The organism is Litoreibacter sp. GN1-5, assembly GCF_055693805.1.
In genome coordinates this window covers 1,075,658-1,089,482 of record NZ_JBVFUP010000001.1, presented here as the reverse complement: position 1 = coordinate 1,089,482, position 13,825 = coordinate 1,075,658, and the positions used below count along the sequence as shown (strand labels likewise).

Sequence of the window (13,825 nt, the reverse complement as noted above, 5' to 3'; positions counted from 1 at the left end):
TTGACCCCCTTGATGCTGAGCAGGCCCGGCGCTGCGTAGTCTTCATATAACGCAGCAGTGGCGGGCCTGCGGGTTTTCGGGTCTGGCGTTATGCGCGGTTCTTGAAGCGCCAGCTTTCGTTTCCGGTTTCGACGATTTCGCAATGGTGTGTGAGCCTGTCGAGCAGTGCGGTGGTCATCTTCGCGTCCCCAAATACGCTCGGCCATTCCCCGAACGCGAGGTTGGTGGTGACGATGATCGAAGTGCGTTCGTAGAGCTTGCTGATCAGGTGGAACAGTAGCTGGCCGCCGGTCTGCGCGAAGGGCAGATAACCCAGTTCGTCCAGGATCAGGAAGTCGAGACGGGATATGAGGTCGGCGGTTCGCCCCTGTCTTTCTGCGCGGGCTTCTGCGTCGAGCTTGTTCACCAGATCGACGACATTGAAGAACCGTCCGCGACGCCCGTTTCGGATGCAGGCCCGAGCGATGCTGACAGCGAGATGGGTTTTGCCGGTTCCAGTGCCGCCGATCAGGACCAAATTACGTTGATGATCGAGGAAGTCGCCGGTGGCCAGATCACGGATCAGGGTCTCGTTGACCTCAGCCGCTTCGAAGTCAAACTCTTCCAGTTCCTTGGCCAGCGGCAGCTTGGCGATGGTCATTTGATATTTGATTGAGCGGGCCTGCTTCTCGCTGATCTCGGCGGTCAGTAAATCGCCGATAATCTGTTGGGGTTCGTGTTGCCGTTTGACGGCTGTGGTCAGGATCTCGTCATAGGCGGCCCTCATTCCGTAGAGCTTCAGCTTCCCCATCGCGTCGATCACGTCTGAGCGTTCCATATGTTTGTCTCCTCAAGCTGTCATAGCGGTCGCAATTTGCAGCGGGCTCACACGAGAGCTGCAACGCGTCCGGGGTGGCAATTGTCAAAGGTGGCGGTGGTTCGCGGTGCCGGGCCAGAATGTTTAGAACAACACCGGCAGAGTGGACGTTGTGCGACAGCGCCTCGGCACAAGCGGCTTCAACAGCACCGATTCCATCCGTCAGCACAGCGCTCAGGATATCGACCATCTGACGGTCGCCGCCGGGTTGGCGTTCCAGTTTGCGCTGCACGCGCCGGATCGGGGTCGGCAGCTCCCACTCCTTGAAGGGCGCACCGTTGCGCAAAGCGCCGGGTTTGCGGGCCAGAACTGGTATGTAATGCAATGGGTCAAAGATCGTCTTGTCTCGCCCGAAGGCACGCGTGTGGTTGCCGACAATCCCACCGTCCTGCCAGCATTCCAGCCGATCGGCATAGGCCCTGATCTCGACGGGCCGACCCACGGCACGGGCATCGACCGAGTACCTGTTTTTATCGAACCGCACGAGGCAGGTCTTTGACACTGATGCCGGGACCGCGTGGAATCCATCGAACGGGCCAATGTAAGGAACAAGGCTCGGGCGCTCCTCGACGAACACCTCCCAGACCGTTCTGTCCCGCATCTCCGGGTGCTTGTTTGCCTTCGCATAGGCCAGGCATCGATCTTCCAGCCAGGCATTCAGCTCCGCATAGGACTTGAACTTTGGACGCGGGACGAAGAACCGGCGACGGATCACACCCACCTGATTCTCGACCTGACCCTTCTCCCAGCCTGATGCAGGGGTGCATGCGACAGGTTCGACAAGATAGTGGCCGCACATTTGCTGGAACCGGCGGTTATAGGCCCGATCCTTGCCGACAAAGATCGCATCGACCGCCGTCTTCATATTGTCATAGATGCCCCGCGCACAAGCACCGCCAAAGAAAGCGAACGCCCGATCATGGGCATCAAACACCATCTCTTGGGTCTCACGAGGATACGCGCGCACATATGGCATTCTGCTGTGAGACAGACGCACATGCGCCACCTTTACCGTCGTGGTCACTACCGTCGATCAGAACGACTTCATGGCTCCAGTCGAACTGATAAGCCTCGCCGGGATCGAAGCTCAGTGGCACATAAGCTGCAGCCGATGCTTCTCGTGTCGCCTTCGACCAACTGGCCGCATATCGGCGTACAGCATCGTAACTGCCGTCATAGCCCCGGTTGCGCAGCTCTTCGTAAACCCGGACAAACGTCAAACGTTGGCGCTTTGGCTGCCGCGCGTTCTCCGCCAGCATCCAATCCAGGTCGGACCGCCACGGATCGATCTTGGGCCGGGGCTGGGTCGAACGGTCATAGCTGAACTCTGTCGCACCCGACCGCACCACCTTGCGCACCGTGTTCCGTGACACGCGCAGTTCTCGGCAGATCTGCTTGATCGACTTCCCCTGAATGAAATACGCCCGCCGGATCTTCGCAATCGTCTCCACAACCAACATCCCTAATCTGCTCCCTCAAAACCTCGAGGAAGCATTTGAACAGAAATATCAGGGGGGTCACTTTTGGACGCCGATTACCCCAATACTGGGGTCAATCTTGCATGCCTGTTCACAGCCCTTGGATCAGAGCAGCATTCGAGGCGCTGTCGTCCGCCGTTCGGGATCGACGAGAGATGATTGAAGGTGCCCCAACGCCAGGGCCTTACCACGTTTGAAGGAAATCTGTCGAAGATCTATAAATATCAGTTCTCGCCCCGACGCTGACCCTGAAACGGCTCTGGCCGATTGTCGGTAACATCTGGGAGGTAGCCAAAGCCGGGCATGATCTCGTCCATTCTGAACGGTGGAGCACCATCATCTTCGCGCCGGATTTCACCGTCGATCAGCAGCATTGCGTAGCCATGCACGAGGCTCCAAAGCATCCATTCGGTACGCCAGGGTCCGCCCGGTGCCTTCGCCTTATCCCAGTCCAGACCATGGGACACATCGCGCAACACGCTGTAGCTTGCCCAACCGGCTCGCTTCAACGTGTCATCCTCTGAAAGGTGGAAACGGCTCGTGAACATGAGCTTGAACAACTCAGGGTTCTCCAAAGCGAAGCGCACGTATCCGTTGCACGCCGCGTCGAGGCGGGCCTTGCCCGGGGGATGATCTTCGACGCCGCGCTGCATTTCGGCGGCATGTCGTAGAAACCCGACTGTCGCCATCGCGGTCAGCAGACCACGTAGCCCGTCAAAGTGGTTTTTGGGCGCTGTATGGCTGACCCCGACCCGCCCCGCGATGGATCGAAGCGATACAGATTCGAGCCCTTTTTCCTCAAGATCTGCCAGACCAGCCTCGACCAAAGCCACTTTAAGGTCACCATGATGATATTTTTTCTTGTTTTCTTTCAGCATACTAGTGCCTCCATGTTTCCAATGTAAATTTTTCTTCTGGACATTGCAAGAGATCGCACTCAATAAATTACCAGTGGAAATTTCCAGTGGTGATATAAAATGACCCCAGAACTTCTCTTTTCTCATGTTGGCACCGCCGCGATGGCTGGATGGGCTTTGCTAATCCTTGGCCCCAGGCGTTTCGTATGGCTCAACGCACTTCCGCTATGGATCATCCCCGCAGGTCTGTCTGCCGTCTATGCCGCGCTGATCTTCAGCCGCTTCTCAGGCATGGGTGGGGGATTTGATAGCCTGACCAATGTCGCAACGCTTCTGGCCGACGACTGGGCGCTGCTTGCCGCCTGGGTGCACTTTCTCGCCTTTGATCTGTTCATCGGGGCGGTGATGGCGGCCCGAATGGATCGCGTTGGCGTCGGCCGCCTGGTTCAGACACCAATCCTGCTATCGACCTTCATGCTTGGGCCGCTTGGCTTTCTGATCGCGGCCCTGACCGAGCTGGGCCTGCGTGCCCGGCGTCTTCCGACACAAACCAAATCCCTTGAAGGAACGCATTATGTCTTTGCTTGAAACCAACCTGCCCGTTGTTCCGGCCCCTGCGCCGACCCAATTCACTTCGCTGACTGTTGTGGCAATTGTCCTTGCTGCCCTATCCGTTCTCTGGGGTTTTGTGGACCCCCGCCTGATTGAAGGCGTCCCGGTCTGGATGAAGCCGCTCAAATTCGCGCTGAGTTTCGCGCTGCTCTTCGGAACTCTGGCCTTGGTCGAAACCCGGCTGTCGGCCCCGGCCCGCGACGGCTGGACAATGCAAATCACGGGCTGGGTCATGGCGGCGGCATTTCTGTCCGAGATGGGCTACATGATTTATCAGGCCGGTCGCGGAGAGGCATCGCATTTCAACCTGTCCACGCCCTTTACCGAATTGATGTACACGACCGTCATGGCGGTAGGCGCGGTGGCCCTTGTCATCGGGACAGCCGTGGTCGGCTGGGTCGTCAAGCGCGATCAGGCTGCATCCCTCAGCCCTGCGCTGCGCGAAGCGATCTGGCTTGGCTTTCTTCTGACCTTCGTGCTGACGATGATCGTAGCGGGCTACATGAGCATTGGGAGTACGCGATTTGTCGGCCTGCACCCCGACGGCGCGCCAACCCTACCGCTGGTCGGATGGTCCGGCGTCACCGGTGACCTGCGCCCGGCACATTTCGCATCGCTGCACGCCATGCAGGCGCTGCCCCTTCTGGCGCTTTGGCTTGGTCGTGCCGGAGAAGCGCCTAGCGCCGTCCGAACCATCCGCATCGCCGCACTCGGCTATGCCATTCTGACATTCGCCATCTTTGCACAAGCCCTGATGGGCCTGCCCCTGATCCCTCTGGGATAACACTCCCTCCGGTCGCTCACGCATGCGCGGCCGGTCTTAACTCCACCTCTGAAAGGACAATAGAATGCCTCTAAAGACCTCAATTCTCGCACTCTGCATAGGTGTACTGACACCAACGCTTGCATTTGCAACAACGCCTGACGATGTGCTTGGCACATGGAAAACCGGGATAGGTGAACAGCCCGCCCTCGATGGCGGCACTGCATATCTGCAAGTGACAACGGTCTTCACTGAAACGGCACAAGACCTGATCTTCGAAATCTTTGCGGACGAGGCGCTGCAAATGCCTCTGTTCAAGTACCATTCCAGCGGCCCCTGGGACCCACAGGGTGCATCGACGGAAGTTCCAGGTGCGATGGAAGTCAACATGACAAACGACTTTTCGCGCGTTGAGATCTTTGTCGATGCGCCCGAAATCTGGGAGGCTCTCAACATGGCCGATTGCCCACTTGAAATCGGAGTCGCCGTCGAAGTGGCAGACTGCGTGAATGGCCCGCCGTTTATCGTATCGGACTGCATGGACATGGATTTGGTGATGGTCGATCAGGATGGTCAGCGTCTGCGTTACGGCGGCGGCGATGTGAACCGATGCGAGGTTCGGCCGACCGAGATGTCGGCTGACGCTTACTTCAAAGTTGACTAAGTGAGCACCTATGGCTGCCAAGCTCCCCGAGGCTCGCTGGGAAGTGTTTCCTCGCGAGCCTTTCCAAGTTCTCGATATGACAGCATTGAAGTCCAACTGTTGCAACCGTCCGTTCGGACCCGCGGGTATCATGACTCATTTCATGCCGAAGTTGGTTTAGACTTCAGCGTGAGTTCGTTGAACTGACGACTGGCCGAGCCTTCGTCAAAGCAGCCATTCAAACAAACTGCAGCATCGGTCAAAGTGGGCTCACAGCGGACATTCACCGCGATCTGCAAGAACGGCGGCTTTTCACTTTTCTCAAACTTCGGTCAGTTTGTGATGTGAAGGCCAAAGTCATCTGATGTTCAACGATAGGGTCTGCGTTCACGCCTGATGGGCCTCTTGCCAGGCCACAGGATCCTTCAGGAAGGCTTCAACCTCTGTCAGGGTTTCGGTGTCGAATGTCTGTTGATCTTTGGCGACGGCAAGAACATCCCACCATGTGCACAGGTGATGCAGCGCGATGCCGTGGCTTTGCAAGGTCGGGATCGTCTCGGGGAAGATGTCGTAATAGAAGATCACCGCCGTATGGGCGCAGTTGGCGCCTGTCTCACGGATCGCCTCGACAAAGCTCAGTTTGGAGCCGCCATCTGTCGTCATATCTTCGACCAGCAAGACGCGCTCGCCTTCGATCATGGTGCCTTCGATACGCGCATTGCGGCCATAGCCTTTGGGCTTCTTGCGCACATAGGTCATGGGCAGGGCCATCCGCTCGGCCACGAGGGCGGCAAAAGGGATGCCAGCGGTTTCACCCCCGGCAATGTTGTCGAAACTCTCAAAGCCTGCATTGCGCATGACGGTACAGGTGAGGAAATCCATCAACGTGGCGCGAATGCGGGGATAGCTGATCAGCTTGCGGCAATCCACATAAGTCGGGGCCTTTTTGCCGGATGAATGGGTGAAAAGCTCACGGGCATTGAAATGCACCGCACCGATTTCAAGAAGCATCGCAGCGGACAGTTTGGCGATTTCGGCTTTGTCAGGATAGGCGGAGGGGATCATGGCGACCTTCAGGTTTGAGGATATCTAGGAAGATGATGAAACCTGCCAGTGCAGGAGCATTTGCGGATCGAACACAGTCACCGGGCCATCTTCGGTTGCGATTTGGTCGGGGTAGGCCACGGGGTCGCCTTTGGTAAGGGTGATCGTGTCCTCATTAACGGGCAGTTTGTAGAAAGTCGGACCATTGAGAGAAGCAAATTTTTCGAGTTGGTTCAGGGCATTTTCCTGCTCGAACACTTCTGCAAGGATCGAGAGCGTATTGGTTGCGGTGAAACACCCGGCACAGCCACAGGGCAGCAGCTTATTTGCATCCGTATGGGGGGCGCTGTCGGTGCCCAGAAAGTAGGTCGGATCGCCTGAGGTCGCGGCTTTGCGCAGGGCAAGACGATGTTCCTCGCGTTTGGCCACTGGAAGGCAATAGTAATGTGGCTTGATACCACCGGCCAGGATGTGATTTCGGTTGATCACCAGATGATGCGTGGTGATCGTGGCTGCCAGATCCGGGCCGCCGTCGCGTGCGTAGTCAGCACCCTGACGCGTCGTGATATGTTCCATCACAACCCGTAGGCCGGGGATGTCGCGGCGGATCGGATCAAGGACGGTATCTATGAACACGGCTTCCCGGTCGAAAATGTCTACGTCCGGGTCTGTGACCTCGCCATGGACGCAAAGGGGCAGGCCGATTTGGGCCATGTTGTCCAACACGCGCTTGACCTTGGTCATGTCCTTTACGCCCGAGGCAGAGTTCGTCGTGGCCCCGGCTGGGTAAAGCTTCACAGCGGTGATCAGCCCGATCTCGGCCGCTGCGCGCAGGTCTCTAACGTCCGTGTCTTCCGTCAGGTAGAGCGTCATGAGCGGCTGAAACTTTGAATTGTCAGGCTTGGCCGCCATGATCCGGTCGCGATATTCAGCGGCCTGAGCCGCAGTAACAACAGGCGGCACGAGGTTTGGCATGATGATTGCACGGGCGAAATGGCGGGCGGTTTCCGGAAGTACGGCCCTAAGCATCGCGCCATCGCGTAGGTGCAGGTGCCAGTCATCGGGGCGGCGAAGGGTCAAAGAGGTCATGCTATATCCGCGCATCTATGAGTGCCCATCGCTTAGCCAATCAGCGCGAGATTGGCCAGATGTCATGATGCGAATGTCTAAAAATTAGGCGTATGACGGGTAAGCATCGCGGGTAATACGGAAATTCGGGGGTGAATGATTGCACCTTGGCCTCATGTCGTTAGGTTGATGATCAGTTTTTGATCAATCCGTGGCTCGCATGCTCGATCTCTTTGTGACACCTGATTTGCAACGGACCAAGGGCCATGCGTCTGTTGGTCTGGATATGAAAGCGGGCAGCGTGCGGCTGACGACGCTGCATCAATCAGGCTCGGCCAAGGTGATGCTGCCGCGTGTCCATGGCCCCGTGCCGGAAGTTGTTTTCTAAACACCGCCGGGGGGATCACAGGCGGTGACAGGCTGTCTTACAAAGTTGATCTTGGGGGCGGCGCGCAGGCTGTTGCGACGACCCAAACAGCGGAGCGTGCCTATAAAAGCACCGGCGCTGCAGGCGTGATTGAAACGCAGATTACAGTCGGGGCAGGGGCTGCGCTGGATTGGTTGCCGCAGGAAACCATTTTGTTCGAGAATTCCAATCTTCGGCGTGATCTTGTGGTGCAATTGGCCGAAGATGCACGATTTCTGTTCGTCGAGACTTTGGCGCTGGGGCGTCAGGCTATGGGGGAAAACCCTGTCGCTTTGCGTTTGTCGGATCGCCGAAAAATCTATCGCGCAGGGCGGCTGATCTATGCAGAACCAGTGTCACTGACGCCAGAAAGCATTGGCACAGTCAGCCCGGCCCTTTTGGGTGAGGCAAAAGCCATTGCGACCCTTGGCTTTTTTGCGCCCGATGCCGAGGATGCGCTTAGCTCATTGCGCGCGGTTCTGCCGAAAGGGGATGTTGTGGTTGCAGCCAGCGCTTGGGATGGCAAACTTATCCTAAGGTTGGCCGCGCAGGATTTGTGGCCCTTGCGCTGCGTTCTGGTGACGGTTTTGGAACATCTCAGGGGGTGCGCGGCACCCCGTGTGTGGCAAATATGAAGGATTGGCAAAGATGACAGGGAAACCATGAACCTGAGCCCTCGTGAAAAAGACAAGTTGCTGATCAGTGTTGCGGCTATGGTCGCGCGTGGCAGGCTGGCGCGCGGTGTGAAGCTGAACCACCCCGAAGCGATTGCCCTGATCACAGATTACGTGGTCGAAGGCGCGCGGGATGGCCGTAGCGTTGCTGATCTGATGGAAGCCGGCGCCCATGTGGTGCGTGCGGAACAATGCATGGACGGGATCGCCTCGATGATACACGATGTACAGGTCGAGGCGACATTTCCCGACGGAACAAAGCTGGTCACGGTGCATCATCCGATCCGGTAAGGTGTTATGACGGCGGGGAATGTTTCCGGTAATATGATGACAAGGGAGAATGAAAATGTGTGACATCTGTGTAATGAACAAGGTGAAAGAACGGATGCTGTCGCGGCGTGATTTGTTCAAGGTCTCGGCCGGTGCGGCGGCCGTTGCAACTGTTGGGGCAGCACCCGCAGCTTTGGCAGATGGTCACGGCTCGGTCATGGATATGACCCATGTCTATGACGGAGATTTCCCGACGTTTTTCAACGAACCGGGGATCACCTATGACCAGAAATTCAACTGGGATGAGCACAAGTTCAACCTGTTTGACCTGACAATACGTGAACATACGGGCACCCATATTGATGCACCGCTGCATTTTTCCGAGAATGGGAATTCGGTGGATGAAATCCCCGTGGGCAATCTGATCGTACCACTTTGCGTCGTCGATATCCGGGAAAAAGTAGATGGCGACGCAGATGCACAGGTCACACCGGATGATTTGCAGGTTTGGATTGATGCGAATGGCGATATTCCTGATCGGGCTTGTGTGGCGATGAATTCGGGCTGGGCGTCGAAAGTCGCAACGCCGGATTTCCGCAATGCTGATGATGAAGGCACACTGCATTTCCCCGGCTTCCACGTAGAGGCGACGCAAATGTTGCTGGAACAAAGCTCTGCGGCGGCGATTGCCGTGGATACTTTGTCACTGGATCACGGGATTTCGCCAGATTTCGCGACCCATTATGAATGGCTTCCAGCCGGGCGCTACGGGATCGAGAACCTTGCCGGCCTTGATCAGGTGCCGGAGGCCGGGGCTACGCTCGTGGTTGGCGCGCCGACCCATAAGGGCGGCACTGGTGGCCCGGCCCGCATCTTTGCGATGGTATAAATCATGGTGCCGGGTGAAGTAATCGTTGCCGAGGGTGATATCGTTCTGAACAATGGGCGTGAAGCCGTGACACTGGAGGTCGCCAATACCGGCGACCGCCCGGTGCAGGTTGGCTCACATTACCATTTTGCCGAGGCCAATGCAGGCCTGTCCTTTGATCGCGATGCCGCAAAAGGCATGCGACTGGATATCGCTGCGGGGACCGCTGTGCGGTTTGAGCCGGGCCAAAGGCGGGAGGTCAACTTGGTGTCCTTGGGTGGCAAGCGAGAGGTCTACGGGTTCAATCAGGCGGTAATGGGGAAGTTGTGAGTATAGGTCCTACTGATCCGGCTGAGAAAACTCTCTGGCGCACGCAGCGACAACAAGTTCGCAAAATCCTTTGGGAAGACTGGGATCCGATTGGAGTGAACGATGAGCAGGGTGCGTCTGGTGAATACGACGCCTACGCAGATAAGGTGACATCAATGCTGCGAGAAGGGCACTCGACTCAAGAGGTTTATGATTACCTAAACCACGTTGTGAAACACCGTATCACCGTCGGCCCAATGCTTATTTGGGGTAAAGATACGAAATTACAGCTTAGGTTAGAAGCTGTCGGTATTGGAGCGTAACGAAATGCCCACAAAAATCCCCCGCGACACCTATGCCTCCATGTTCGGACCGACCACGGGCGACCGGGTGCGGCTTGCGGATACGGACCTGATCATTGAGGTCGAAAAGGACCTCACGACCTACGGCGAGGAGGTCAAATTTGGCGGTGGTAAGGTGATCCGCGACGGGATGGGGCAGTCTCAGGTGACGCGGGCGAATGGCGCGGTTGATACTGTCATCACCAACGCGCTGATCGTGGATCATACCGGCATTTACAAGGCCGATGTGGGTCTGAAAGACGGGCTGATCCACGCGATTGGCAAAGCGGGTAATCCGGACACGCAGGACGGCGTCGACATCATCATCGGCCCCGGAACCGAGGCGATTGCAGGCGAAGGCAAAATCCTGACCGCCGGGGGCTTTGACGCGCATATTCATTTCATCTGTCCGCAGCAAATAGATGACGCGTTGCATTCTGGCCTGACTACGATGCTTGGCGGCGGCACTGGCCCGGCCCATGGCACGTTGGCGACGACCTGCACGCCGGGGCCTTGGCATATCGGGCGGATGATGCAGGCGGTGGATGGTGTGCCTATGAATATCGGCTTCTCCTGCAAGGGCAATGCCTCCAAACCCGAAGCACTGGTCGAGATGGTTAAGGCCGGTGCCTGCGCCATGAAGCTGCACGAGGATTGGGGCACGACCCCCGGCGCCATCGATTGCTGCCTGTCTGTTGCCGACGAGATGGACGTGCAGGTGATGATCCACACCGATACGCTGAACGAAAGTGGCTTTGTCGAGAACACGCTGGACGCCATCAAAGGCCGAACTATCCACGCATTCCATACGGAAGGGGCAGGGGGCGGTCATGCGCCGGATATTATGAAGGTAGTCAGCTCTCAGAACGTGATCCCGTCAAGCACCAACCCGACGATGCCTTATACGGTTAACACGCTGGAAGAGCATCTGGATATGTTGATGGTATGCCACCACCTCGACAAATCCATCCCCGAGGATGTGGCCTTCGCCGAAAGCCGCATTCGCAAGGAAACCATCGCCGCCGAAGACATCCTGCATGATATGGGGGCGTTCAGCATCATTGCGTCAGACAGTCAGGCGATGGGTCGTGTGGGCGAGGTTATCATCCGCACATGGCAAACGGCGGATAAGATGAAGAAACAGCGTGGGCGTCTAAGTGAAGAACAAGGCGAGAACGATAACCTGCGGGTTCGTCGCTATATCGCAAAATACACGATTAACCCGGCGATTGCCCATGGTATCTCGAAACATATCGGCTCGGTCGAGCCCGGCAAACGCGCGGACCTATGCCTTTGGAACCCTGCGTTTTTCGGGGTGAAGCCCGAGATGGTGTTGCTCGACGGCTCCATTGCCTGTGCGCAAATGGGCGATCCCAATGCCTCGATCCCGACGCCGCAACCGGTTTATTCCCGACCTATGTTCGGCGCGATGGCGCGTGCGGTGGAAAACTCGGCGGTGATCTTTACGTCGGCGGGCGCTGATACCGCACCGCTTGGGCTTGCGAAACAATGCGTGGCTGTCGAGAACACGCGCCAGATCAGCAAATCCGATATGATCCTGAACAATGCGACGCCGCAGGTTGATGTGGACCCTGAAACCTATGAGGTCCGTGCCGATGGGGAACTTCTGACATGTGAACCTGCGCAAGAGCTGCCTATGGCACAGCGGTATTTCATGTTCTGAGATCGGACATTCTTTGCCGGAACTCCTCTGCTTATGGCGGACCCGTTCCGCATATCCCATCAGGCGTGGTATGCTGCGCGTAATAGAAAAACAAATGTTGAGGCGCGATATGAAACATATTCAGATAGTTCTGGGCGCGGTGGCCGCACTGGCGGCTTGCACCCCCACGATTTACGAAGTCCCCGGCGTGCAGGAAGTCAGCGCAAATGACGTGGCGAACTGCACCTTTATTGGCACGGTCACAGGCAAACCGGGCGTGTACGGGCCGTTGAAGGATATAGGCATTCAGGATGCTAAAAAATCCGCGAAAGAGCGCGCAAAACAGGAAGGTGGCAATACGATTGTCTTTGAAATGATCACACCAGGTGAAGATGTGTATGAACTTCCCGCGCAGATTTATAATTGTTAACAAAGTGTTATAAGCGTGGTTTGCGCTGGGCGCATGGCGGGAATGCGTAAATGTATCTGGATATGGAAGCAATCATGACATATTTTTCAATCAACCGGTGGGGATATCCACTAGACAGATTGGAACCATGTTATGGCCTTTATTACACAAACCGAAAACCGCACCGATATTCTGGGCGGCCTTCGCAGCTTCTTTGCTGCACTAGGTGCCGCGATGATGACGTCGCCAAGTGCCAATGCACGCCTTGCACATATGGAAAAGCTGAACGCAAAGACCGATGCGGAATTGGCGCAGATCGGCCTGCGCCGCGAAGATATCGCACGCTACGTCTTCAAAGACATCTTGTACCTGTAAATACTCAGGATGCGGCATGACTGTGCCGCTGATCAAAGCCACACGCGTTTTGCTTGGCGGCTCGGATGATGCCGGGGATCATATCTCTCTGACCTATGATGGCAGGTTGTTGCGGCGCAAGCGGCTTGTCTCGGATGGGGGCGTGACTTTCTGGTTGATCTGCCTGAAGTGACCAACCTGCAGGACCGTGACGCGTTTGAGCTGGAAGATAACAGCTTGATCGGGATACGTGCCGCGGACGAGGAATTGCTGAAGGTTCAAGGTGATCTGACCCGGTTGGCTTGGCATATCGGCAATCGGCATACGCCCTGTCAAATTGCGAACGACCATTTGCTGATACAGGATGATCACGTTCTGGCCGCAATGCTGAAGGGACTTGGTGCCGATTTGCAGACTGTCACAGCGCCCTTTACGCCAGAAGGTGGCGCTTATGGGCATGGTCGCACCTTTGGACATAGCCACGACCATACAGCGTCTGACCTGGATCATTCCCACGAATGAGCGATTATTTGACTCTGACCCAATGGCTGTCACCTGCATTCCCGGTGGGCAGTTTTGCCTATTCGCATGGCTTGGAATGGGCCATGCAGGCAGGCGATGTGTATGACGCTGATAGCTTGAAAAATTGGCTTGAGGCTGTACTGCGCCATGGTGCCGGGCTGTCGGACGCGATTTTGTTGGTTCATGCTATGAAAGGGCAAGATGTCGACGATTTGGCCGATCTGGCCCGTGCCTTGGCCCCAAGTGCCGAACGGTGGCAAGAGACGATCAACCAAGGCCACGCCTTTCTGGCGACGACCAACGCGCTTTATGGCGACACGCTGCCCGATATGGCATTTCCGGTCGCGGTTGGGACGGTTGCACGTCGGCTGGCTTTGACGCCGGAACAGGTTGCACAACTTTACTTGCACGGGTTCGCCTCGAACCTTGTCTCTGCCGCTGTCAGGTTTATCCCATTGGGCCAGACAGAAGGTCAAAGGGTGCTAAATGCTTTGCACCCGGCAATCGTGGATGTGGCCGGGACGGCAGCTGAAGCCAGCTTAGAAGACATCGAAACAGCGGCATTTGGTGCGGATATGGCCGCAATGCTGCACGAAACCCTTGAGAGCAGGATTTTCAGAACATGAAGGTTGTTCTATGGGTGCTGAAGCTAGTCTTTATGGGCAGCGGCTATGCCGCATATACAGTT

At 56.7% G+C, this 13,825-nt stretch carries 17 protein-coding genes and 2 pseudogenes; 14 read left to right on the top strand and 5 right to left on the bottom strand.

The window, feature by feature from the left end:
• Nucleotides 1-88: 88 nt before the first annotated feature.
• The 3 genes and pseudogenes from istB to ACZ1HF_RS05620 form a co-directional block, all read right to left on the bottom strand.
• Nucleotides 89-817 (bottom strand): IS21-like element helper ATPase IstB, encoded by a 729-nt coding sequence (gene istB, locus ACZ1HF_RS05630; RefSeq protein ID WP_472656578.1) that lies wholly within the window; start codon nt 815-817, stop codon nt 89-91.
• A pseudogene (istA, locus tag ACZ1HF_RS05625) lies at nt 750-2,316 on the bottom strand (IS21 family transposase). The gene istB and the pseudogene istA overlap by 68 nt, the downstream one beginning before the upstream one ends.
• Before the next feature lie 242 nt (nt 2,317-2,558).
• Complete coding sequence (locus ACZ1HF_RS05620; protein WP_472656577.1) at nt 2,559-3,212, bottom strand: TetR/AcrR family transcriptional regulator; 654 nt, start codon at nt 3,210-3,212, stop codon at nt 2,559-2,561.
• Between the two features lie 99 nt (nt 3,213-3,311).
• Here ACZ1HF_RS05620 and ACZ1HF_RS05615 point away from each other — a divergent pair, with 99 nt between their 5' ends.
• From ACZ1HF_RS05615 to ACZ1HF_RS05605, 3 genes are all read left to right on the top strand, one after another.
• A complete protein-coding gene (locus ACZ1HF_RS05615; protein ID WP_472656576.1) occupies nt 3,312-3,779 on the top strand; it encodes an ABA4-like family protein in 468 nt (155 codons plus the stop codon).
• On the top strand, nt 3,766-4,587 hold the full coding sequence (locus ACZ1HF_RS05610) for a hypothetical protein (RefSeq protein ID WP_472656575.1): 822 nt from the start codon (nt 3,766-3,768) through the stop codon (nt 4,585-4,587). The genes ACZ1HF_RS05615 and ACZ1HF_RS05610 overlap by 14 nt, the downstream gene beginning before the upstream one ends.
• 64 nt (nt 4,588-4,651) lie before the next feature.
• Entirely contained in the window at nt 4,652-5,230 is a 579-nt protein-coding gene (locus ACZ1HF_RS05605; RefSeq protein ID WP_472656574.1) for a hypothetical protein, read from the top strand.
• Between the two features lie 366 nt (nt 5,231-5,596).
• Here ACZ1HF_RS05605 and ACZ1HF_RS05600 read toward each other — a convergent pair whose 3' ends face one another.
• Together ACZ1HF_RS05600 and pyrC are read right to left on the bottom strand one after the other, a co-directional pair.
• Nucleotides 5,597-6,274, bottom strand: coding sequence for an orotate phosphoribosyltransferase (locus tag ACZ1HF_RS05600; protein WP_472656573.1), 678 nt, complete (start codon nt 6,272-6,274; stop codon nt 5,597-5,599).
• A 24-nt stretch (nt 6,275-6,298) separates the two neighbouring features.
• Complete coding sequence (gene pyrC, locus ACZ1HF_RS05595) at nt 6,299-7,342, bottom strand: dihydroorotase (protein WP_472656572.1); 1,044 nt, start codon at nt 7,340-7,342, stop codon at nt 6,299-6,301.
• A 190-nt stretch (nt 7,343-7,532) separates the two neighbouring features.
• Here pyrC and ACZ1HF_RS05590 point away from each other — a divergent pair, with 190 nt between their 5' ends.
• From ACZ1HF_RS05590 to ACZ1HF_RS05540, 11 genes and pseudogenes are all read left to right on the top strand, one after another.
• Nucleotides 7,533-7,709 carry a hypothetical protein gene (locus ACZ1HF_RS05590; RefSeq protein WP_472656571.1) on the top strand — a complete coding sequence of 59 codons (177 nt, stop codon included), beginning with the start codon at nt 7,533-7,535 and terminating at the stop codon, nt 7,707-7,709.
• Complete coding sequence (locus ACZ1HF_RS05585; protein WP_472658988.1) at nt 7,646-8,362, top strand: urease accessory protein UreD; 717 nt, start codon at nt 7,646-7,648, stop codon at nt 8,360-8,362. Before ACZ1HF_RS05590 ends, ACZ1HF_RS05585 begins: the two co-directional genes overlap by 64 nt.
• Nucleotides 8,363-8,389: 27 nt before the next feature.
• Entirely contained in the window at nt 8,390-8,692 is a 303-nt protein-coding gene (locus ACZ1HF_RS05580) for an urease subunit gamma (protein WP_472656570.1), read from the top strand.
• Nucleotides 8,693-8,747: 55 nt separating this feature from the next.
• Nucleotides 8,748-9,560 (top strand): cyclase family protein, encoded by an 813-nt coding sequence (locus tag ACZ1HF_RS05575; protein WP_472656569.1) that lies wholly within the window; start codon nt 8,748-8,750, stop codon nt 9,558-9,560.
• Between the two features lie 3 nt (nt 9,561-9,563).
• Nucleotides 9,564-9,869 carry an urease subunit beta gene (locus ACZ1HF_RS05570; protein WP_472656568.1) on the top strand — a complete coding sequence of 102 codons (306 nt, stop codon included), beginning with the start codon at nt 9,564-9,566 and terminating at the stop codon, nt 9,867-9,869.
• Nucleotides 9,866-10,171: a hypothetical protein gene (locus ACZ1HF_RS05565; protein ID WP_472656567.1), complete on the top strand. Its 306-nt coding sequence runs from the start codon at nt 9,866-9,868 to the stop codon at nt 10,169-10,171. The genes ACZ1HF_RS05570 and ACZ1HF_RS05565 overlap by 4 nt, the downstream gene beginning before the upstream one ends.
• A 4-nt stretch (nt 10,172-10,175) precedes the next feature.
• Complete coding sequence (ureC, locus tag ACZ1HF_RS05560; RefSeq protein ID WP_472656566.1) at nt 10,176-11,873, top strand: urease subunit alpha; 1,698 nt, start codon at nt 10,176-10,178, stop codon at nt 11,871-11,873.
• A gap of 109 nt (nt 11,874-11,982) precedes the next feature.
• The gene (locus tag ACZ1HF_RS05555; protein WP_472656565.1) at nt 11,983-12,282 is read left to right on the top strand and encodes a DUF4156 domain-containing protein; all 300 of its coding nucleotides are present in this window, start codon (nt 11,983-11,985) and stop codon (nt 12,280-12,282) included.
• Nucleotides 12,283-12,414: 132 nt separating this feature from the next.
• Entirely contained in the window at nt 12,415-12,636 is a 222-nt protein-coding gene (locus tag ACZ1HF_RS05550) for a DUF1127 domain-containing protein (protein WP_472656564.1), read from the top strand.
• 16 nt (nt 12,637-12,652) lie between these two features.
• Nucleotides 12,653-13,137: pseudogene (locus tag ACZ1HF_RS05545) on the top strand (urease accessory protein UreE).
• Nucleotides 13,134-13,763: an urease accessory protein UreF gene (locus ACZ1HF_RS05540; protein ID WP_472656563.1), complete on the top strand. Its 630-nt coding sequence runs from the start codon at nt 13,134-13,136 to the stop codon at nt 13,761-13,763. Before ACZ1HF_RS05545 ends, ACZ1HF_RS05540 begins: the two are co-directional and overlap by 4 nt.
• The last annotated feature ends 62 nt before the right edge of the window (nt 13,764-13,825 follow it).